Source organism: Cedecea sp. Ae19-4, assembly GCF_059801165.1.
Genome location: NZ_JBCHWG010000001.1, coordinates 1,028,916 through 1,049,937, shown reverse-complemented (window position 1 = coordinate 1,049,937; position 21,022 = coordinate 1,028,916). Strand labels below are relative to the sequence as shown.

Here is a 21,022-nt window from a genome sequence, read left to right as displayed (position 1 = left end):
ATATTCATCAGGAAGAAAGAGCATTGCCCGGCCAGTTTTCCGGGCATTCGGTCTACAAATAGGTAATTTCGCTGAACAGCAGTTGCCCTTCGTTTTTTAACAGCCGCAGCGTGTGGCTGCCCTCCTGCCACCAGGCGCCCTGGTCCGGTGAAAGCAGCTTATCTTCCAGCTGCCATTCCCCGCTCAGGACATAAACAACGCCGCCTCGGGTACCAAAAGTGGTAAAGGTTCTGTCCGCCACCCGCACCTGGGCCCGGCATCGGTCCCGGCGAGTCATCACGTTAAAGTCCATCGACATGCCGCGAGTCAGCTCGGCTTTTACGGGCTGCTCACCGGCAAAAGTAAAAGGCTGATGGCGCTTGAGCGTATGCCTGAACGCCTTTCCGCCGTCGAGAACGACCTCGCTCCCCTCCAGCAAAGTCATTACCCGGTCAACCTGCGGAAAGACCGGAAACTCGCCGTTGTGGGCCAAAGAGGCGATACTGGCACGCCAGTTGAAATCTCGCGTCGCGGGTGGAAAACAGCATATTTCTCGCGTTTCCCCGGCGCCGTTGCGCCAGAGGTTAACCGGCACCTTTCGTATATCAAAGAATTCCATCACCACTCCTGAGGACGCACGGCATCCGTGTGCCCTGGCATTTGCTCTTTAAATTGAGCGACCCCAAAGGAAGAGCTCCCACGGCGGCCTGCTCATCAGTTCTCTGTTTTGTTCGTCAGATCTGTGCCTGACGCCAGTGTTATCGGCAGCCGTGGCCGGTTGCTGTAGCCCTGGTTCTATTTTTGTGACAATGATTTAGCGGCTTTTTTATCGGGAAGCAAAGTAAATTTATCGCCCTCAATACCGGTCGGTAAAATCTGCGGAGTGAACTGCAATTTTGAATGTAAGCTGCTGAAATTGAGTGTTTAAAATGGCTTATCCCGTCGGCGTGATTATTGCCGGGCGGTATTATTTAGTCGAGCGAAGGGGAAAGAGTGGAGTGACATGATTAAACGAGAAAACCGCCGATCCTGTTCACAGCGTACCTCGCTATTGTGAACAGGACCGGCGGTCTTAATTTAGTCGCTCAGGCTTACTGAGCAGCTGGCATTTTACCTTCATGCGCAGGGCGTTCTGTCAGACGCTTCTCAAAATTCGCATTAAACTGTTTTTTCTGATCCGGGGTCAGAATGTTGTAGATTTTGTTCTGGGTTTGCAGATGCGCCAGCATACGCGCTTTGTTCTGCTCGGCCATTTTATCAATCTGCGCCTGGGCTTTAGCCTGGTCGAAGCTGTCGCTGGCAATCACGTCGTGCATGGCGCGGCGTTCGTCAACGGACGGGCGCTGCATCTTGCCGCGCTGTTCTTTCATAATGTCTTTAATTTGCTGTTTCTGCGCATCGGTCAGGTTCAGGTCTTTAAACATCATGTCGTGCATAGGGCCGCGCATCATTTTATGGTGCATCATCGGAGCATCGGTTTGTGGGGCCGCAGCCGGGGTGGCGTCTGCAGCATGCGCCAGGTTAGCGGCACCCAGAGCCAGGGTAGAAGCGACGAACAGTGCAGTTAATTTACGCATATTTTTAACCTTCTCTTTTCATTAAATTGACGGCTCGCTTAAAACGACGATGCCGTGTTGACGAGAATGAGTTTACGAGTCTTATCGTCAAGGAGACGGTGGCATCCGTAAATCATTGAAAGGGTATAAAACAAGAATGCATCAATTATGAAGAAAATAAGGATTAAGGCGGGGAATAGTGCAACTAAATATAACAAAGCACTGATTATAAAGACAATATGAAGAGTGTACAGCAATTAACCTAACGAATAAACCCTGTACCCAGGAATTATCCGCAAATAAATTAACAATACGAAATGATTAAGCAGCTCAATTATTCAGAGCTGCTTAAAGTTTAAATTTCCTCCAGCATCAGGCCCGCTCTCAGCCCCAGCGCCACATCCGGGTTGGGGAATAAAACGTACTCTTTTTCGCCGGCAACGACATAACGCTTCTCACCATCTTCAGCCAGCAGGGTGCCCTTCGAAAACGCGGTAAAGTTCTGCGTTTGGCCGGACATATGCAGCACAAATTTATCCGACTGTCGGGTGATTTGCTGAGCGACACGGTAACGCTGCGGTTCTATCTCCATGACCGGCGGCTCTGCCCCGCTTAACAACGCTGAGATTGCTTCTTTAGTTATCGCGAACTGACCAAGATCGTTCTGCCCAAACGGCCTGGCTTTTCCCAGCTCGAGCGTACAGCTCAGTGCCCCAAAATGCTCACTGCTGAAATGACTAAAGGTGCCACCGGGCTTTTGATGAAACACCAGCGCCTGCAGCCCGGCGCAGCCCAGCCAGGTTAAAAAGCTCTCGCTATAAGGCAGCGGCCTCGCAGGAAGCACGCCAAACCGGGGGTGATAAGAGCCACGAATAGCGGTATGCATATCCAGATGCCAGCGAGTTTGCTCCTCACTTCGCGACCAGAATTGCTCGAGGGCATGTTCAAGCCTGGCCGCACGTTGGGTTTCTACGCTTTCAGGAAACTGCTGCCAGCGCCCGCCAAACATACGGTTCATGTCGCTATGGGTATAACGCTTATCCGCGCGCAGCGCCGCTGGGTTACCCAGAATAATCATCGTGCGCCACTGCAGCGGAAGCTGCCCCGCGATCAAGCCGTTGGTCAACTGGCCAAGGATCTCCACCGGGGCGGTTTCGTTGCCGTGAATCCCGGCCGATATGACCAGCGCTTTCCCTGCCGCCTCACGCGGCGTCAACGTCAGAATACCTTCATCCCACCAGAGCCAGCTGAGATAAGCATTCTCCCCGGAGGTTTGTTCAGGCGCCTTGCCGGCCAGCGTCTGCGCCAGAAAATCAATCATTATTTCTCCCCTATTGCTGGAACGGGTACACGGAACCTAAATCCAGAATGTGCGTCAGTTCATCCAGGGCTTCACGCCCCTCGCGCAACAGCTGCGGGTCGGCTAAATCAGCCTGGATTAAACGGTCGCGATACCAGCGATCAACCCAGCCATTAAGCGTCATAAACAGCGTGTCGTTCATCATCACCGCCGGATTAACGGCTTTGAGCTCTTCGTCCGTCAGTACCACTCTCAGGCGTAAACAGGCCGGGCCACCGCCGTTAGCCATGCTTTCGCGCAGATCAAACACCTGCAGCTCACGGACAGGGTTATCCGCCTCCAGCAGTTGATTAAGGTAGCGCCAGACGCCTGGATGCTGGCGAGACTCTTCCGGCAGCACGAGCGTCATGCCGCCGTCGGCGCGACTCAACAGCTGGCTGTTAAACAGATAGGTCGAAACCGCATCCGCCACCGACACCAAATCGTCCGGGACTTCCAGGGCCGTAAAGCCCGGGACTTTTTCGCGCAGGCGCTGATAAAGCCCCGGCTGATCCACAAACGCATGCTGGTGGCAGAACAGCACCTCGCGGTTAGAAACTGCAATAACGTCGTTGTGAAAAACGCCCTGGTCGATCACCGCCGGGTTTTGCTGAGCGAAGATAACCTGCTCAGAACGTACCTGATTCAAACGTGCCACGGCCTGGCTGGCCTCCAGCGTCTGACGAGCGGGATAGCGGGCCGGTGCCTGCCCGCTTTTCGAGTCTTCGCGACCATAAACAAACAGCTGCACGCCCGGCTCGCCATACTCGCCGCCTAAACGGTTATGGTTGGCGGCACCTTCGTCACCAAACATCGCCACCTGCGGCAGCGCGCCGTGCACGGCAAAACACCCGGTATCCCGGAACATCGCCCGCAGCACGCTTTCCGTCGTCGGTGCTTCGCTGGCACGGTGGAACTTATTGTTCAGGTTGGCGACGGTGAGATGCACTTTACCGTCCAGCGTATCGGCTGACGGTGATACCGTCGCCGCGTTGGCCACCCACATCGAAGAGGCCGAACTGGCGGCGGACAGCAGCTGCGGAGCTTGCCGAGCAGCACTCTCAACAACCTGCTCGTCGCTGCCGCTAAAGCCTATCTGACGCAGCACGCCAATATTCGGACGCTCCTGCGGGGCTATCACGCCCTGCGGATAACCCGCGTCTGCCAGCGCTTTCATTTTCAGTAGCCCCTGCTTCGCCGCCAGCTTCGGGTTAGACACGCGAAACTGGTGCTTCGTCGAGGCTTCATTGCCGAACGACAGCCCGGCGTAATGGTGGGTCAGCCCCACCAGTCCGTCGAAGTTGGCCTCACGTGCTTTCTTCATGGCTGCTCCTCGCGGCTAAAATCTAGCCCTGGACTCAGGGTTGGTGGCAACGCGAAGCTTGTACTTTCCAACGAGGCCATCGGCCAGGCGCAGTAATCCGCCGCATACCAGGCGCTGGCGCGGTGGTTACCTGAAGCGCCCACGCCGCCGAATGGCGCAGTGCTGGCGGCCCCGGTCAGCGGTTTATTCCAGTTCACGATCCCGGCTCTGGCTTCCAGTAAAAGCTGGTCAAACTGTTCGCGGGACGGTGAAATCAGCCCGCTCGCCAGGCCGTAGCGTGTGTCGTTCGCCATCCGAATCGCGTCGTCAAAGCTGTCATAGCGGTAAATCGCCAGCAGCGGGCCAAACACTTCTTCATCCGGCACGTCGGCCACGCCGCTAAGCTCAACGATGCCCGGCGTCAGTAAAGAGGTGCCTGGACGAATCATTTTTGGTTCAAGCAGCGGTTTACCGCCGCGGGCTACGTGAGCCTGAAACGCGGTCAGCACCCTTTCAGCCGCCTGCACCGAAATCAATCCGCCAATAAACGGTTGTGGCATAGCGTCCCATTCCCCCGGCTGCAAACGGGCAGAGACTTCAACCAGGCGACGAATAAATGCATCCCCCTGCTCACCCTGTTTCACCAGCAGACGGCGGGCGCAGGTGCAGCGCTGCCCGGCGGTGATAAACGCCGACTGGATAGCCACGTGAACGGCGCCGTCGATATCCTGCGGGTCTTCGACGATCAGCGGGTTGTTCCCGCCCATTTCCAGGGCAAGGATCTTCTCCGGTTGCCCGGCAAACTGCCGGTGAAGGTGGTAGCCGGTGCCCGCGCTGCCGGTAAACAGGAGCCCATCAAGTTCCGACTGATTAGACAGCGCCTCGCCGGTTTCGCGTCCCCCCTGCACCAGGTTCAGCACGCCAGCCGGAATACCGGCCTCCTCCCACAACTTCATCACCTGTTCACCGATACGCGGCGTTAGCTCGCTCGGCTTAAACACCAGGGTGTTGCCGGCCAGCAGTCCCGGCACGATATGGCCGTTGGGCAAATGTCCAGGGAAATTGTAAGGGCCAAAGACTGCCAGCACGCCGTGAGGGCGATGGCGTAAAGTCGCCGCCCCGTCCGGCATCGCGGTGTGCGTTTCGCCCGTTCTGGTGTGGTAAGACTTGATGGAAATGGCAATTTTATTAACCATCGCGGTCACTTCGGTGGCCGCTTCCCAGCGAGGTTTGCCGGTTTCCTGCGCAATTGTTTCAGCGAGTGCAGTTTTATTCGTCTCAAGCAGGCCGGCAAAACGCTCCACAATCTCCTGGCGTTCTGCAAACGGGCGTTTCGCCCAGGCGGGAAACGACGCACGAGCCGCACGGCAGGCTTCTTCTACCTGCGTTTTATCCGCCACCAGCCCTTCCCACAGCAGCGAGCCGCTGACAGGGTTATGTTTTAACAGCGCTTCGCCGCGGCCCGGCACCCATTGTCCGTTGATCCAGTTAGTCATACTTTTTTCTCCTCAGGGCACAGGCGCACCACGCGCACGGTGTCGCCGCTGGCGCACTTCAGCGCATCGGCGGTGGCGGCATCAATAACCAGTTTCTCGCCTTTGGGATCGGCTTTGATCAACATCACGCGGAACTGGTGGTAATTTTCGTTGGCGACCAGGCAAACGGGCAGTTCGTCGGTAGCAGGCTGGCCGACAGCGACGGTTTGCAGGCGGCTCTTGCGGATCGCCCGCACGCGGTCGATATCGCACTCCAGAGTAGGACCACCGTCGAAGATATCGACATAGTTACGATAGCGGAATCCTTCAGCTTCAAGCACGGTGCGCGCTGGTGCCGTTTGCGGATGCACCTGGCCAATAACCGCCTGAGCCTCTTTGGAAAGGAAGTCGGTATAAATCGGGTGTTTTGGCATCAGCTCGGCAATAAAAGCTTTCTGCCCGGTGCCACACAAGTAGTCGGCGCGAGCGAACTCCATAGAGAAGAAGCGATTCCCAAGGCTTTCCCAGAACGGTGAATGCCCGTGTTCATCGATTACCCCGCGCATCTCGGCAACCACTTTGTCGTTGAAGCGTTCGCGGAAGGCGGCCATAAACAGAAAACGAGACTTGGATAACAGATACCCGTTGCCCTCTTTACGCCAGGCCGGGTCGAGGAACAGCGTGCAAAGCTCGCTCGCTCCGGTGTGGTCGTGGGTGAGAAAAAGCGTCGGCAGTGCGTTATAGATATTCAACTCTTTGGAGGCATGAACCAGCGTCCCGACCCGGTAGTTGTACCAGGGGTCGTTCAGGCCCACGGCCACCTCAATGGCGCAAATCCCCACCATCTGGCCGCTGCTGGTATCTTCCAGCACAAAAACATAGCCCTGATCGCCCTTCGGCAACCCGCCCTGCCAGGTCTGCAGCGAGCGTTCGATTCGGTCGGCCAGCGTTTTTTCGTCGGCGGGGAGCGAGGTCAGTCCGCCCCCGGTTTTCCCGGCAAGCTTAAGCAACCCCGGCAGATCGCCTCGTTCAATCGGGCGGATTACCATCATGATGAAACTCCCGCGAGGAAGCGTTCGCAGGCACGCTCGAAGCGATCCAGGCCCAGCTGAACTTCTGCTTCGCTGACGATGAGCGCAGGGGCAAAACGCAGCACGTTAGCCCCGGCGATCAGCATCATCAGGCCTTCCTGCGCGGCAGCCTGCAGAATAAGTTTCGCTTTACCGGCATGTTCAGGGCGCAGGGCACAGCCGATCAGCAGCCCTAAGCCGCGTACTTCACTGAACAGCTGGTGCTTCTGGTTAATGTGGTTCAGGCGCTCAACAAACCAGTCATGGCGCTGCTTCACGCCGTTGAGCACCTCCGGCGTATTAATGATTTCCAGCACGCGTCCGGCCACAGCAGAGGCCAGCGGGTTGCCGCCGTAGGTGGTGCCGTGGGTGCCCACCACCATCACTTTGGCAAAGCGATCGGTGGTCAGCAGCGCGCCGATCGGGAAGCCGCCGCCCAGCGCTTTGGCCGTCGAGAGTACGTCCGGCGTCACGCCATAATGCATATAGGCATACAGCGAGCCGGTGCGGCCCACGCCGGTTTGTACTTCGTCAAAAATCAGTACGGCGTTGTGTTTGTCGCAAAGTTCGCGCAGCCCCTGAAGGAACTCTGGCGTCGCTGGAACGACCCCGCCTTCACCCTGCATAGGCTCGACGATCACCGCACAGGTTTCGTCGTTAATCAGCTCACGGGCAGACTGTAAATCGTTAAATACCGCGTGGTTAATCTGCGGCGGCAGCGGCGCAAAGTCCTGAGAATAAGCGGGCTGACCACCGGCCGTGACGGTAAACAGCGTGCGGCCATGGAACGCGTTCTTGAACGCTACGATGCCGCTTTTCTGTGCGCCAAAATTATCATGGGCATACTTACGCGCCAGCTTCAGCGCCGCCTCGTTGGCCTCGGCCCCTGAGTTACAGAAGAACACTTTCTCCGCAAAGGTAGCGTCGATGAGCTGCTTCGCCAGCTTCAATACCGGCTCATTGGTGTAGCCATTGCCGGTGTGCCAGAATTTTGCCGCCTGCTCCTCCAGCGCTTTGCGCATTTCAGGGTGAGCATGTCCCAGGGCGTTAACCGCGATGCCACCGGCAAAGTCGATGTAGTCTTTTCCCTGCTGATCCCACAGGGTGGAACCCTCGCCACGAACCGGAATAAAAGGCGCAGGGGCATAAACCGGCATCATCCATTCGTCGAAATGTTGGCGTGTAATTGACTGCGACATAGTGACCCCTCACGGTAAACAAAAAGTTTATTAAATGTTAAATAATTGAGTGTTTGCGCTGTAAATGTAGATTGCAGGCATCGTGCCAGCCAGCGATAAAAATGCATAAACCGGAGGGGTAAACGAAAAATCAATAACTTAAAAACACACACTATTCATATAAAATGAATAAAAAGTGCATAGTTTTAACGTGCCGCCTGATTTTCGACACGAAAACAAGAAATATTATGCAGTGGTAAAATATAATGCTGGAATTGTGATCGCCTTCGGGATTTGCCTGCCGTTTTCGCCCCCTTTTTGCGCATCGAGATCAATTTTGGTGCAAATGTTGCTTTATTTTTGTCCGCCAGACGCGCCTATGGCAACGATTAGCTTCAGCGCAGCAACCTGCGCCGTTTTCTGCTACCATCCTGCAACAATTAACCTGACAACCTGGCAGCGACTATGAAATTTGTCTCTTTTAATATCAACGGCCTGCGCGCCCGTCCTCATCAGCTTGAAGCCATCGTGGAACAGCATCAGCCGGACGTTATTGGTCTGCAGGAAACCAAAGTGCACGACGATATGTTCCCGCTGGAAGACGTTGAGAAACTCGGCTATCACGTGTTTTATCATGGCCAGAAAGGTCATTACGGCGTGGCGCTGCTGACCAAAGAGAAGCCGATTTCGGTGCGAAAAGGCTTCCCGACCGACGACGAAGACGCCCAGCGGCGCATTATCATGGCGGAAATCCCGTCTGAATTTGGCAACCTGACGGTGATCAACGGCTACTTCCCGCAGGGCGAAAGCCGCGATCATGAAACCAAATTCCCGGCCAAGACTAAGTTTTACCAGGATCTGCAGGACTTCCTGCAGGGTGAACTGCGCCCGGAAAATCCGGTGCTGATCATGGGGGATATGAATATCAGCCCGACGGATCTCGACATCGGGATCGGTGAAGATAGCCGCAAGCGCTGGTTGCGCACCGGGAAATGCTCGTTCCTGCCGGAAGAGCGTGAGTGGATGGCTCGCCTGCTCGGCTGGGGCCTGGTGGATACTTACCGCCACGCTAACCCGGAAGCACAGGACAAATTCTCGTGGTTTGACTACCGTTCAAAAGGCTTCGACGATAACCGTGGCCTGCGTATAGATCTGCTATTGGCAAGCCAGGGGCTGGCGCCGCACTGCGTGGCAACCGGGATCGACTACGACATTCGCGGCATGGAAAAACCGTCCGACCACGCCCCTGTTTGGGCGCAGTTTAAGCGGTAAGGGAAATACTGAAGGTAGACACATCTTCAGACAAGGATAGCGAGATGCCGTTTTTCCCCCTGACGAGGCGCGAACAGAATGCGTAAAATCCTGTTTTTGCTGCTGGCCACGCTGGTCATCTCGCTGTTAATCCTGCTGCCGCCGGGCACCCTTAGCCTGGCGACGCTGCAGAAATATCACGCTCAGCTTAGTCTCTGGCACGCCGAACGCCCGGCGCTGGTGATGAGCGCCTTCTTCCTTGGTTATTTCCTGATTTCCGCCCTTTCCATCCCCGGCACGCGCATTATGACCCTGATGGGCGGTGCGCTGTTTGGGCTGGTCGAAGGCACCGTACTGGTTGCTACGGCGGCAGCCAGCGGCGCAACCGTGGCGATGTTGCTGAGCCGTTATTTCTTGCATGACTGGGTACAGCGGCGCTTTGCCACCACCATGGCAAAGATCAACGAGGGCATTAAGCACAATATTACACACTGCCTGTTTGCCCTTCGCCTGGTGCCGGTTCTGCCCTTTTCCATCATCAACCTGCTGATGGGGCTGACGCCGATTTCCGCCGTTCGCTTCGCGATAGTGACGCTGCTTGGCCTGCTGCCGTCTATCGTGCTGTACATCAGCACCGGCCGCCAGCTTAGCCAGGTAGAAAGCCTGCGGGACATTATTTCCCCCACCATGCTGCTGTTATTGGCGCTGATTGGCCTGCTGCCGCTCCTGTCTCACTGGCTGATAAAAAGAACCCGCTTAAAAAGTTAAACGCCCCCGGCTATCGAAGGCGTTTTGTCGTTACCCTTGTGAAAGCAGCGTCACGTCAACATTGCCGCTAATCGCACGCGAGTACGGGCAAGTGGCGTGGGCGGTCGCGAGCAAAGTTTCCCGCTGGGCCTCGCTCAGCCCAGGCAGCCTGACGTGAAGCGTCACCGCCAGCGCAAACTGGCTGTCGTTATCGACTTTTCCCAGCGAAACACTGGCGTCCACGGCGGTTTCCTCCGGAATGCGGATAGCCAATTTTTTCCCCGCCAGCCCAATCGCCCCCATAAAGCAGGCGGAATAACCGACGGCAAAAAGCTGTTCTGGATTCGTCCCCGGCTTGCCGGATCCCGGCGTGCTGAGCTGCACGTCCAGGCTGCCGTCGTCCGAACGCCCGTGCCCGCTGCGAGCGCCAACGGTAGTGGTATGGGCGGTATAAAGCACTTTCTCGAGTTTGCTGGACATTGTGATTCCTCAATCGTGGGTAAGAAGAGCCGCCATTTAACTACCGCTATGTATCTGCCATATGTTCTCCGCCAGGCCAAAATGTATAAGTCTGTATCCGCTTCATGACCTGGCTCAAGCTCGCTGTCACGCTCCCTCCGCTATACTCCACGCCTTTACTGCAGCGGTACGGTATGACGATGGATAAACAAAAGAGAAGAGGTAGATGTGCGTAAGAGTCTCTTTGCGCTGCTGGTCATCATGGCGGGGTTGTTTTGGTATCTGCTTCCTCCGGGCACAATAAGCCTGTCGGCACTTCAGCACTCTCAGATAGCGTTTGCGCACTGGCATGCGCAGCACCCAATATTGGCGATTGTGATTTTTTTGGGCTGCTACTTTCTCACCGCCGCCTTTTCCATTCCCGGTGCCACCCTGCTCACACTGCTGGGCGGCGCTATCTTTGGTGTGGTGCAGGGCACCGTGCTGGTTGCCCTGGCGGCCACTGCAGGTGCGACCGTCGCCATGTTAATCAGCCGTTACCTGCTGCGGGACTGGGTGCAGCGCCGTTTCTCGCGCATGATGGAAAAAGTGAACCAGGGCATACGGCGCGACGGCGGCCATTATCTCTTTGCCCTGCGGCTCGCGCCGGTCTTCCCTTTTGTGCTGGTGAATTTATTAATGGGCCTGACGCCAATGGGCGTCGTTCGCTATGCCGCGATCAGCCTGCTCGGCATGCTGCCTGCCATCGTGGTCTACATTAACACCGGCAGGCAGCTGAGCCAGCTACAAAGCCTGGGCGATATTCTCTCCCCCGGTATGATGCTGGTGTTTGCCCTGCTAGGGCTATTGCCGCTGGCCGCGCGCTGGCTGGCCAGACGAACCGCCCCATAACACGCTGAGGACTTTCTCTTGCAACGCTTAATATCTGGCATACGGGCGCTGATGGTTGCCCTGACGATGATCGGCTTTAGCGCCGTCGCCCAACCTCAGTCCTGGCAGAATATTCGCCAGCAGGCCAACGGCCAGACGGTTTATTTCAACGCCTGGGGCGGCGATCCTGCCGTTAACGGCTATCTGGACTGGGTCAGCCGTGAGGTAAAAACGCATTACGGCGTGACGCTTAAAGTGGTGAAGCTGGCGGACGCGGCCGATGCGGTGAGGCGCATTCAAAGCGAAGCGACTGCGGGCAGAAAAACCAACGGATCAGTAGATCTGCTTTGGGTCAACGGTGAAAATTTTAGCGTGCTCAAGCAGGCAGGATTGCTCAGCGAAAACTGGGCCGAAAATCTGCCAAACTGGCGATATGTTGACGTGAGAAAACCTGTGCGGGAAGATTTCTCGGTACCGGTTGACGGGGCAGAAGCGCCCTGGGGAAGCGCCCAGCTGATGTTCATCGGCGATAAGAAACGCACGCCGACCTTCCCACAAAATGCAGAACAACTGTTGGCCTTCGCCAAAGCCCATCCCGGCAAGCTCAGCTACCCTCGCCCGCCGGATTTTACCGGCACGGCGTTCCTTGAACAGCTTTTGATTGTCTTGACCGAAAAACCGGCCGCGCTGAAAACGGCCCCGGATCCCGGCACCTTCGAGCAAGTCACCGCCCCGCTCTGGCGTTACCTTAACCAGCTTCATCCGTTCCTCTGGCAAAAAGGTAAAACGTTCCCGCCGACGCCGGCGCGCATGGATCGTATGCTGGCCGACGGCGAGCTGCTGCTGTCAGTGACCTTCAACCCGGCGCACGTCGACAATCTGATCGCTCGCCGCCAGCTCCAGCCGTCGGCAGAATCCTTTGGCTTTAGCGCCGGTATGCTGGGCAACGTGCATTTCGTCGCTATTCCGGCGAACAGCAGCGCCAAAGCCGGAGCGCAGATCGTGGCCAATTTCCTGATGTCCCCGGAAGCACAAATCCGCAAAGCCGATCCGGCTGTCTGGGGGGATGCGAGCGTGCTGAGCAGCAACGCACTGCCGCCACCGCACAAAGCACAGCTTGAGGATCTGGTGCCCAAAAGCCAGCATCCGGTTCCTTTCCTGGCAGAACCTCACGCCGCCTGGGTTAACGCGCTGGAGCAAGCCTGGCTTCAGCGTTACGGGTCGCGATGAGCCGCGGCTTTACGCTTGCCGGAGCACTGGCGGCGGGCCTGGTGTTTGTGCCGGTGCTGCCGGGGTTTGCGCTGATAGTGCCGCCATTGTTACAAAGTGAAACCTGGCTTGCCGTCTGGCAGGACTCACAGTGGCCGGAAGCCTTAATGACCACGCTGGTTTCAACCACTCTCAGCGTGGGCGGTGCGCTGCTGTTGACGTTAATCCTTCTCTGCACCCTGTATCCCGGCAAGCGCTGGCAGCGCTATCTTCAGCGCCTGCCGCTGCTGCTGGCGCTGCCACACGTCGCCCTTGCCAGCGGCTTTTTCTTCCTGTTTTCAGCCAGCGGCTGGCTGGCGCGCCTTTTCAACCTTTCTCTGCCGCCGGATAACTACGGCTTTACCCTCGGCCTCATGCTGGCGCTAAAAGAAGCCTGGTTCTTGCTATGGTTCTCAGCCGCACAGCTACAAAGCGAACCGCTGAGCCAGCAGATAACGTTTGCCAGAACGCTCGGCTACGGCGAGCTACAATCCCGTCTCTACGTGCTTGTGCCGCAGCTCTTGCCGCGCCTGGGCTGGGCTTTAGTGGCGGTGACGGCATACAGCCTTTCGGTCGTGGATGCCGCGCTTATTCTTGGCCCCGCTAACCCGCCCACTTTTGCCGTGCTGGCCTGGCAATGGTTAACGGACAGCGATATTTCTCGGCAGAACATGGGCCTGGCGGCCTCCTGCGTGCTGCTGCTCTTGCTCGGCGGTTTTATGGTTTTCGGGCGGTTAGCGCGGGAAGCATTTAAACTGCGAATCGGGCGTTTTTCAGGCAAGCGATATGCCCTGAATCTTACCTCAGCAGGCACTGTGGCCAGCGCTTCACTTTCTCTGTTCGGCTTTATGGCTCTCGCCATGCTTGTCATCTGGTCCTTCGCTGAAGGCTGGTTCTATCCGGCGCGCTGGCCTGAAAGTTTAACGCTTAGCGGTTGGCAGCAGGCTGAACTGGTGCCGGTCTGGACAAGTTTTGTGGCCGGGCTTATCAGCGCTTTGATCGCGCCAGTCGTGACAATATTGTGGCTAAAGGGCTGCCCGCGCCGGTACGATCGCTGGCTGTATCTGCCGCTGCTGCTGCCTGCGCTGCCGCTGGCCGCCGGACAGTATCAACTCCTGCTCAGGCTGAACATGGAAGGAAGCTGGGCCGCGCTTATCTGGAGCCATTTGCTGTGGGTCGTGCCTTATACGCTGTTGATTCTGGCCCCAGCCTGGCAGCGGATTGACGCTCGTCTGGCGCTGACAGCGCAAACTTTCGGCTGGTCGCCGGGGAAAATTCTCTGCCTTATCCAGATCCCATTGCTTGTCCGGCCTTTGCTGGCGGCGCTGGCCGTCGGGTTTTCGGTCAGCATCGCGCAATATTTGCCTACGCTTTATGCCGGGACGGGCCGGTTTGCCACCGTCACAACGGAAGCCGTGGCGCTCAGCAGCGGCGGCGATCCACAGCAGTTTGCAATCCAGGCCCTGCTGCAAATGCTGCTGCCGCTGGCCGTATTTATCGCCACAATCTCAGCCAGCCGCCTGGCTGGCATCCACAGAAAAGGATTGCGCTAATGCTCAGCGTGCGAAATTGCTCCCTCTCTCGCAATGGCGAACCACTGCTGGCGAATATCAGCTTTGACGTTGCGCCGGGTGAGATTGTTACGCTGATGGGCCCGTCTGGCGTGGGTAAATCGACGTTTCTGAACTGGATGATCGGCGATTTAGCCCCGGACTTTAGCGCCCAGGGCACGCTGCAGCTTAACCAGCGCAGCCTGACTTATTTGCCCGTTGAACATCGCCGCATCGGCATTTTGTTCCAGGATGCGCTGCTATTCCCTCACCTTAACGTTGGGCAAAATCTGTTGATGGCGATTCCCGCCTCCGTCGCTGGGCGCTCGCTGCGGCAGCGTGTTGTTTCGGAGGTCCTGGAAAGCGCCGGGCTGGCAAACTATGCTCGCAGAGATCCGGCCACGCTCTCCGGCGGGGAACGAGCGCGCGTCAGCATCCTGCGCGCCCTGCTGGCCGAACCCGAAGCTTTGCTGCTGGATGAGCCCTTTTCCCGGCTCGACCTGCCGCTGCGCCAGGGCTTTCGGGAATTTGTCTGGCAAAAAGCCCAACTGCTCAAACTGCCGGTCGTGCTGGTTACTCACGATGAGCAGGATGCGCCGGCCCACGGCCAGATTATCCGGCTTTAGCCCATCGAACATGAGGTATCGCAAAGAAGCCAGCGCCAGCGAGGGCTAAACTTTCGGCTCTTTTGCTATCCTTCAGGTTATTAGATGAAACGTGTTTCTCAGCTAACCACCGCCCTGCTGCTTGCCGGGCTGTCCCAGGTCACTTTTGCCGCCTCGGTACCCACTGAAATGAACCTCTCCAGCGTAAAAGCCGTAAACGGTGCCGTGATTGATACTCGGCCGAGCGCGTTTTACAACGGCTGGCCGCAAACCTTAAACGGCAACGGCGGCCATGAACCCACAGCCTTGAATCTTTCGGCCTCCTGGCTGGCGCTAATGAGCGATGAGCAGCTTTCAACGTGGGCTAAGCAGCATCAGTTGAGCAAAACCGGATTGATGGCGCTGTATGGTAGCGGCGCTCAGGCCGTGAAAACTCGCTTAGAAAAGCTGGGGTTTACGCAGATTGCGATGCTGACCGACGCCCTGCAGGATCCTTCCCGCCTGCAAAAGCTGGCGCATTTTGAGCAGCTGGTATACCCGCAATGGATCCATGATTTACAGAATAAAAAACCGGTCACCGCAGCGCCCGCCGGGGAGTGGAAAGTGATTGAAGCGGGCTGGGGCGCGCCGAAAAAATATCTGCTCAGCCATATTCCCGACGCGGGCTACATCAACACCGAAGAGGTGGAGAGCGAGCCGCTGTGGAACAAAGTGTCCGACGACAAGCTGAAAACCATGCTGGCGAAGCACGGCATCCGGCACGATACGACCGTCATTTTGTATGGGCGTGATGTCTACGCGGCGGCGCGCGTGGCAGCGATCATGCTGTACGCCGGCGTGAAAGACGTCCGTCTCCTGGACGGAGGCTGGGCGACGTGGAGCGCGGCGGATCTGCCCGTTGAACGTGGCCTGCCCAGCCAGCCAACACCAGCCCCCGACTTCGGTGCCCCGATTCCCGGCCAGCCTCAGCTGATGCTGGACATGGAACAGGCGCGCGCGCTGCTGCACCGCAAAGATGCTTCTCTGGTCAGCATTCGTTCCTGGCCGGAATTTATCGGCACCACCAGCGGGTACAGCTACATCAAGCCCAAAGGCGAGATTGCGGGCGCCCGCTGGGGCCACGCGGGCTCTGACTCCACGCATATGGAAGACTTCCATAATCCGGACGGTACCATGCGGGCAGGGGACGACATCGCCGCGATGTGGAAAACCTGGAATATCTCGCCGGATCAGCAGGTTGCTTTTTACTGCGGAACCGGATGGCGCGCTTCCGAAACGCTGATGTACGCGCGGGCAATGGGCTGGAAGGACGTTGGCTTGTATGACGGCGGCTGGTACGAATGGAGCGCTGACCCTAAAAATCCTGTCGTGAGCGGCGAGCGTAAACCGAACTGATGCCGACTTGAGGACTTCCCCCCTCCCCCTAGCCCTCTCCCACGGGGCGAGGGGATTAATCTGTGGAGTCATCCAGTCGTTTTAACGTCTTATACCCGCCCCAGATGCGGTTGAGCGTGGTAAGCCAGCAAAGCCCGCCGAAGATCCACGCCAGCCAGGCAAAACCGTCCGGGAACAGGCAGCCAAGCACAAACAGCAGGAGAGTTTCGGTACCTTCCGTCAGTCCCCCCAGATAATAAAACGATTTATGGGCGTAGCCTGGATTCGCGATATCGTGCTTCTGCGCCAGGACAGCAAACGCCAGAAAGCTGCTGCCGGTGCCGATGAACGAGAACAGCAGCCACGCGCCTGCAAGAGCATTTTGCGCCGGGTCCGCGAGAATAAAGCCAAACGGCACAAGGGCATAAAAAAGAAAATCCAGCGTAATATCGAGGAAGCCACCGGCATCGGTTAGCCCTCTGCGTCTCGCCAGCGCGCCGTCCAGGCCATCAAAAAGCCGGTTAAAGATAATGGCAACCAGCGCCGGGACATACCATTGCAGTGCCAGAAAAGGCAAAGTGAGCACGCCAATCGCGAATCCTGCCAGCGTCAACCTGTCCGGCGTGATAGCGGGCTTATCAAGCACGGCTGCCAGGAGATTAAGCACGGGTTTGATACGCAGGTGAAGGTAGCTGTCGAACATCTAGCGTTTTCCCTTCGTCGGGCATAACCCCTGGGAGGGAATATCCAGTGCGGCGTTAAAGCGAGCCGAAAGGTTCTGGAAGGCAATCAGCGCGGTGAGTTCGGTCCCCGCCTGGTCGTTGAAATGCTGCTTGAGCCTGTTTTTTAACTCGTCGGTCACCTGTGGCGGCGTGGCGGTCATCGCTTCGGCGTAGGCCAATGCGACCCGCTCTTTCTCACTAAATATCGGCTCATTTTGCCAGTTGGCCACTGCCAGCACCTTATTCATCGACTGACTACGCTCTGCAAGACGCAGGCTGTTAGCGTCGATACAAAATTCACAGCTGCACAGCTGCGATACCCGGGTCATCACCAGCGAACGAATCACCGGGTCGATTTTTGCCCGGCGTCTTTCCAGAAAGCCGACAAACAGCGCCACCAGCCAGAATAAATACGGCAGTCGCCCCCACCAGCGGGTCGGGTTCAGCACCGCACCAAAATTTTTCTCCTGCATCGCCACAATCGGGCGCAGGCTTTTGGGCAGCGTTTTAAGGGGGGCAATCCAGGGCTCGCTTTTCGTTTCCATCATTCAGTTACTCTTTTGCTGGCATCTCAGGACGAGTATTATGCCACGCCAGCCCCACGGAAAATGGACACCCATGCTAAAAAACCTTGATGTTGTCGCGGCTATTATCGAGCACGAAGGCAAAATTCTGCTCGCCCGTCGCCCTGAAAATGGCGATCAGCCCGGCCTGTGGGAATTTCCAGGTGGGAAAGTAGAAAGGGGAGAAACGCAGCCCGAAGCGCTGGCGCGGGAACTCCTGGAAGAGCTGGGAATTACGGCACAAATTAGCGGCTACGTGGCCAGCCATCAGCGCGAAGTGAGCGGGAGAATGATTTATCTGCACGCCTGGCATGTTGAGGCCTTTAGCGGCGAACCCATCGCCCATTGCCACAGCGAGCTGGTCTGGTGTGAACCGCCGGAGGCGCTTGGCTATGCCCTCGCCCCGGCGGATGTCCCACTGTTGAAGGCGTTTATGGCTTCACGCGGCGCCAGACCAGCGGATTAGTCCCTAAGACTTTGTCATCACGCTGGCATTGCAGCAAAATGCCTTCCGTCTTCACCACCGCCCCTTCAGAATAGTTTTTATTTTCATAAATACAGCACTGGTTGCAGGGCGGCGTCTGCGGCTGATTGCTGTTGGTGAACACTTCCGGCGGGATCACCACGTCAACGTCAGGCTGACGGGGCTGCACCGCCATCGCTGGCAGACTCATCATTAGCCCCACGACGGCGGCGAGCAGGCTTTTTACTGACATCATCACTTCCCTCTTTTTTGGCCCAACGTTTTGCTTTTTTTCCGTCATCCTGGGCTTTGATGCCCTTAAATGCATGCCGCACCGGCGTGGTTCGCGCCTGATGAATCAGCTCATAAAGCGTTTGCACCAGCGGCTGCATAAAGTCCTGATAGCGGCACTGCTTTTCGCTGATTTGCGTCAGCGTTGATTCCCAGTGCGCGGTCATGTCTGGCCTGGCGGCCAGCTCCGGCAGCGAGTGGATCAGCGCCCGCCCGGCCTCCGTAGAATGAATATAGCGCCCTTTCTTGACCAGAAAAGCGCGTTTGAATAACAGTTCGATGATCCCGGCTCGCGTCGCCTCGGTGCCTAATCCGTCCGTGGCGCGCAGGATCTTTTTCAGATCTTTGTCCTGCACAAAGCGCGCAATCCCGGTCATCGCTGACAATAATGTCGCATCGGTAAAGTGGCGCGGCGGCTGAGTTTGCCGTTCAACCACTTCGCCATGCTCGCACAGCAGTTCGTCCCCTTTCGCCACCACCGGCAGCGGCGTGCCGTCGTTCTCTTCATCGCGCTCTTTATTGCCCAGCAGCGCCCGCCAGCCCGCTTCGGCAAGGAAACGCGCTTTAGCGATAAATTTGCCTCCGGCGATATCCAGATCGATGGTGCATTTACGGAATACGGCGTCGGCACAGAACTGCATTAAGTATTGACGGGCGATCAGGCCATAAACTTTAGCCTCATTTTCACTTAATGAGAGTGCAGAGCTGCGGGCCGTGGGAATAATCGCGTGGTGGGCATCCACTTTTTTATCGTCCCAGCAGCGGTTACGCAGATCGGCATCCACCGCGGGCTGCGGCAGTAAATCCGGCTGATGCACGCTGATGGCGTTCATCACCGCATGCCGCCCGGCGAAGTGCTCTTCGGGCAGATAGCGGCAATCGGAACGCGGATAGGTGATCAATTTGTGGGTTTCGTACAGCTTCTGGCAAATATCCAGCACGTTCTGGGCGCTCAGCCCAAAGCGTTTCGCCGCCTCGATTTGCAGGCTGGAGAGCGAAAACGGCAGCGGCGCGATTTCCGATTCCCGTTTATCGTTATAGGCGGTGACCAGCGCCGGGTGGCCGTTGATACGCGCGACGACGTGCTCCGCCAGCTTGCGGTTCAGCAGGCGGCCTTCTTCGTCCTGATGGGGTTCGCAGGATTCGCTCGGCTGCCACACCGCCACAAAACGCTCGTCCGCTGGCGTCACGATGTGGGCTTTTACTTCGTAATAATCTTTGGCGACAAAGTTTTCAATCTCTTCATCGCGGCGCACGACCAGGCCCAGGACTGGCGTCTGGACGCGGCCCACAGACAGTACGCCCTGGTAGCCCGCATTGCGCCCGAGAATGGTGTAGGCGCGGGTCATGTTAATCCCGTACAGCCAGTCGGCACGGGCGCGGGCCAGCGCCGAAACGCAAAGCGGAATAAATTCGCTGTTGGCGCGCAGGCGGGAAATCGCCCGCTCCACGGCCTGCGGGTTAAGGTCGTTGATCAGGCAGCGCTGCACCTGCTGGCGCTTTTCCGGGGCAAGCTGGAGATAGTCCAGCACTTCATCCACCAGCAACTGCCCTTCGCGATCGGGGTCACCCGCGTGAACCACTTCGGTGGCCTGAGCCAGCAGCTTTTTAATCGCGTTGAGCTGTTTAGTCACGGAGGGGCGAGGCTGGAGCTGCCACTTTTCCGGCACAATGGGCAAGTCAGCGAGGTTCCAGCGGGCATATCGCCCGTCGTAGGCGTCCGGCTGCGCCTGCTCCAGCAGGTGGCCAATGCACCAGGTCACCACCTGGCCATTGCCGCATTCAATAAACCCATCGCCGCGACGATGGGGCTTGGGCAGCACGTCGGCAATGGCTCGCGCAAGGCTTGGTTTTTCCGCAATAAACAGCCGCATGAATTAACGGATCTCGATCATTGGGCGGCCAGCGCGGGCCTCTTTCAATTCACCGATGGCGCTAAGCTTAATGCCGTTCCGCTCGGCAGCCGCAAAGACTTCGGCTTCGGCATCCGCACGAACCGCCAGCAGCAGGCCGCCGGAAGTTTGCGGGTCGCACAGCAGATTGCGCCAGGCCTCCGGCATCTCGCCGACGAGTTGCCCGTAGCTGGCAAAGTTGCGGGAGGTGCCGCCAGGCACGCAGCCCTGCTCGATGTAGCTTTCTACACCCGGTAATTTTGGCACGCATTCAAACCAGACATCAGCTTGAACGCCCGCGCCTTCGCACATTTCGCTCAGGTGGCCCAGCAGGCCAAAACCGGTGACGTCGGTCATCGCGGTCACGCCCGCAATGTCGGCAAACTCCGCGCCGACTTTGTTCAGCTTGCACATGGTTTCTGCCGCCAGACCTTTGTGCTCTGGCAGCAGCAGGGATTTTTTCTCGGCGGTGGTCAACACGCCAATGCCCAGCGGTTTGGTCAGGTACAGCTTGCAGCCTGCTTCAGCAGAGCTGTTTTTCTTCACTCGCTCGGTGGGCACAACGCCGGTCACCGCGAGGCCAAAAATCGGTTCAGGCGCGTCAATCGAGTGGCCGCCGGCCAGAGAAATCCCCGCCTGCTGGCAGACAAAACGCCCGCCTTCGATAACCTCACGAGCAATTTCGGGCGCCAGCGTATTAATCGGCCAGCCGAGAATAGCGATCGCCATAATCGGTTTCCCGCCCATGGCGTAGATGTCGCTGATGGCGTTGGTCGCCGCGATACGGCCAAAGTCGAAGGGATCGTCCACGATCGGCATGAAGAAGTCGGTGGTGCTGATGATACCGGTGCCGTTGCCCAGGTCGTAAACCGCCGCATCGTCGCGGGTTTCGTTCCCCACCAGCAGGTTAGGATCGACAAACTTCGCCTGCTCGCTGTGCAGGATGGTTTCCAGCACCTTCGGGGAAATTTTGCAGCCGCATCCTGCGCCGTGGCTGTACTGGGTCAAACGAACGGTTTGCTTCATGGACTTTTCCTTTCTTTGCCAAATTCTGTACCCAATATGGTAGCGCTCAAACGCCCTGGTG

21 protein-coding genes are annotated in these 21,022 nt (G+C 57.5%); 8 read left to right on the top strand and 13 right to left on the bottom strand.

The genetic code is table 11. The features are described 5' to 3' along the window. Positions 1-52: 52 nt before the first annotated feature. The 7 genes from ves to AAIE02_RS05005 all read right to left on the bottom strand — a co-directional run bounded on the left by ves (position 53) and on the right by AAIE02_RS05005 (position 7,921). Entirely contained in the window at positions 53-598 is a 546-nt protein-coding gene (ves, locus tag AAIE02_RS05035) for an environmental stress-induced protein Ves (protein WP_008456615.1), read from the bottom strand. Between the two features lie 472 nt (positions 599-1,070). Continuing rightward, the gene (gene spy / locus AAIE02_RS05030) at positions 1,071-1,556 is read right to left on the bottom strand and encodes an ATP-independent periplasmic protein-refolding chaperone Spy (RefSeq protein WP_166874898.1); all 486 of its coding nucleotides are present in this window, start codon (positions 1,554-1,556) and stop codon (positions 1,071-1,073) included. 334 nt (positions 1,557-1,890) lie between these two features. Beyond that, positions 1,891-2,856, bottom strand: coding sequence for a succinylglutamate desuccinylase (gene astE, locus AAIE02_RS05025; protein WP_498532095.1), 966 nt, complete (start codon positions 2,854-2,856; stop codon positions 1,891-1,893). Between the two features lie 10 nt (positions 2,857-2,866). Further along, positions 2,867-4,198 carry an N-succinylarginine dihydrolase gene (gene astB / locus AAIE02_RS05020; RefSeq protein ID WP_498532094.1) on the bottom strand — a complete coding sequence of 444 codons (1,332 nt, stop codon included), beginning with the start codon at positions 4,196-4,198 and terminating at the stop codon, positions 2,867-2,869. Continuing rightward, positions 4,195-5,673 carry a succinylglutamate-semialdehyde dehydrogenase gene (gene astD, locus AAIE02_RS05015; RefSeq protein ID WP_498532093.1) on the bottom strand — a complete coding sequence of 493 codons (1,479 nt, stop codon included), beginning with the start codon at positions 5,671-5,673 and terminating at the stop codon, positions 4,195-4,197. Before astD ends, astB begins: the two co-directional genes overlap by 4 nt. Further along, positions 5,670-6,704: an arginine N-succinyltransferase gene (gene astA, locus AAIE02_RS05010; protein ID WP_039302203.1), complete on the bottom strand. Its 1,035-nt coding sequence runs from the start codon at positions 6,702-6,704 to the stop codon at positions 5,670-5,672. Before astA ends, astD begins: the two co-directional genes overlap by 4 nt. Continuing rightward, a complete protein-coding gene (locus AAIE02_RS05005) occupies positions 6,701-7,921 on the bottom strand; it encodes an aspartate aminotransferase family protein (RefSeq protein ID WP_166874910.1) in 1,221 nt (406 codons plus the stop codon). The genes astA and AAIE02_RS05005 overlap by 4 nt, the downstream gene beginning before the upstream one ends. 444 nt (positions 7,922-8,365) lie before the next feature. On the opposite strand from AAIE02_RS05005, the gene xthA reads away from it, so the two are divergent. Both xthA and AAIE02_RS04995 read left to right on the top strand, forming a co-directional pair. Continuing rightward, positions 8,366-9,172 (top strand): exodeoxyribonuclease III, encoded by an 807-nt coding sequence (xthA, locus tag AAIE02_RS05000; protein ID WP_008456628.1) that lies wholly within the window; start codon positions 8,366-8,368, stop codon positions 9,170-9,172. Between the two features lie 78 nt (positions 9,173-9,250). Beyond that, positions 9,251-9,919, top strand: a complete 669-nt coding sequence (locus AAIE02_RS04995; protein ID WP_166994000.1) for a VTT domain-containing protein — start codon at positions 9,251-9,253, stop codon at positions 9,917-9,919. Between the two features lie 30 nt (positions 9,920-9,949). On the opposite strand, the gene AAIE02_RS04990 is transcribed toward AAIE02_RS04995, so the two are convergent. After that, the gene (locus AAIE02_RS04990) at positions 9,950-10,378 is read right to left on the bottom strand and encodes an organic hydroperoxide resistance protein (RefSeq protein WP_008456632.1); all 429 of its coding nucleotides are present in this window, start codon (positions 10,376-10,378) and stop codon (positions 9,950-9,952) included. 207 nt (positions 10,379-10,585) lie between these two features. Here AAIE02_RS04990 and AAIE02_RS04985 point away from each other — a divergent pair, with 207 nt between their 5' ends. From AAIE02_RS04985 to AAIE02_RS04965, 5 genes are all read left to right on the top strand, one after another. Then, positions 10,586-11,248, top strand: coding sequence for a TVP38/TMEM64 family protein (locus tag AAIE02_RS04985; RefSeq protein ID WP_336982540.1), 663 nt, complete (start codon positions 10,586-10,588; stop codon positions 11,246-11,248). Between the two features lie 51 nt (positions 11,249-11,299). Further along, positions 11,300-12,457, top strand: a complete 1,158-nt coding sequence (locus AAIE02_RS04980) for an ABC transporter substrate-binding protein (protein WP_498532665.1) — start codon at positions 11,300-11,302, stop codon at positions 12,455-12,457. Further along, positions 12,454-14,028, top strand: coding sequence for an ABC transporter permease (locus AAIE02_RS04975; protein ID WP_498532092.1), 1,575 nt, complete (start codon positions 12,454-12,456; stop codon positions 14,026-14,028). The genes AAIE02_RS04980 and AAIE02_RS04975 overlap by 4 nt, the downstream gene beginning before the upstream one ends. Beyond that, positions 14,028-14,651 (top strand): ATP-binding cassette domain-containing protein, encoded by a 624-nt coding sequence (locus AAIE02_RS04970; protein WP_498532091.1) that lies wholly within the window; start codon positions 14,028-14,030, stop codon positions 14,649-14,651. The genes AAIE02_RS04975 and AAIE02_RS04970 overlap by 1 nt, the downstream gene beginning before the upstream one ends. Positions 14,652-14,735: 84 nt before the next feature. Next, positions 14,736-16,025, top strand: coding sequence for a sulfurtransferase (locus tag AAIE02_RS04965; protein WP_498532090.1), 1,290 nt, complete (start codon positions 14,736-14,738; stop codon positions 16,023-16,025). A gap of 55 nt (positions 16,026-16,080) precedes the next feature. Here the strand turns inward: AAIE02_RS04965 and AAIE02_RS04960 are convergent, their stop codons facing one another. Both AAIE02_RS04960 and AAIE02_RS04955 read right to left on the bottom strand, forming a co-directional pair. Beyond that, positions 16,081-16,707, bottom strand: a complete 627-nt coding sequence (locus tag AAIE02_RS04960) for a CDP-alcohol phosphatidyltransferase family protein (protein WP_498532089.1) — start codon at positions 16,705-16,707, stop codon at positions 16,081-16,083. Continuing rightward, complete coding sequence (locus AAIE02_RS04955; protein ID WP_008456646.1) at positions 16,708-17,274, bottom strand: carboxymuconolactone decarboxylase family protein; 567 nt, start codon at positions 17,272-17,274, stop codon at positions 16,708-16,710. A 70-nt stretch (positions 17,275-17,344) separates the two neighbouring features. Here AAIE02_RS04955 and AAIE02_RS04950 point away from each other — a divergent pair, with 70 nt between their 5' ends. Then, positions 17,345-17,755 carry a pyrimidine (deoxy)nucleoside triphosphate diphosphatase gene (locus AAIE02_RS04950; RefSeq protein ID WP_498532088.1) on the top strand — a complete coding sequence of 137 codons (411 nt, stop codon included), beginning with the start codon at positions 17,345-17,347 and terminating at the stop codon, positions 17,753-17,755. On the opposite strand, the gene AAIE02_RS04945 is transcribed toward AAIE02_RS04950, so the two are convergent. Genes AAIE02_RS04945 through selD form a run of 3 tightly spaced genes read right to left on the bottom strand, consistent with a single transcriptional unit; the run spans position 17,721 to position 20,961 of the window. After that, positions 17,721-17,966, bottom strand: coding sequence for a YnjH family protein (locus tag AAIE02_RS04945; protein ID WP_231560128.1), 246 nt, complete (start codon positions 17,964-17,966; stop codon positions 17,721-17,723). The genes AAIE02_RS04950 and AAIE02_RS04945 overlap by 35 nt on opposite strands. Then, a complete protein-coding gene (locus AAIE02_RS04940; RefSeq protein ID WP_498532087.1) occupies positions 17,923-19,917 on the bottom strand; it encodes a DNA topoisomerase III in 1,995 nt (664 codons plus the stop codon). The genes AAIE02_RS04945 and AAIE02_RS04940 overlap by 44 nt, the downstream gene beginning before the upstream one ends. A 3-nt stretch (positions 19,918-19,920) precedes the next feature. Next, positions 19,921-20,961, bottom strand: a complete 1,041-nt coding sequence (gene selD, locus AAIE02_RS04935) for a selenide, water dikinase SelD (RefSeq protein WP_498532086.1) — start codon at positions 20,959-20,961, stop codon at positions 19,921-19,923. Between the last annotated feature and the right edge of the window lie 61 nt (positions 20,962-21,022).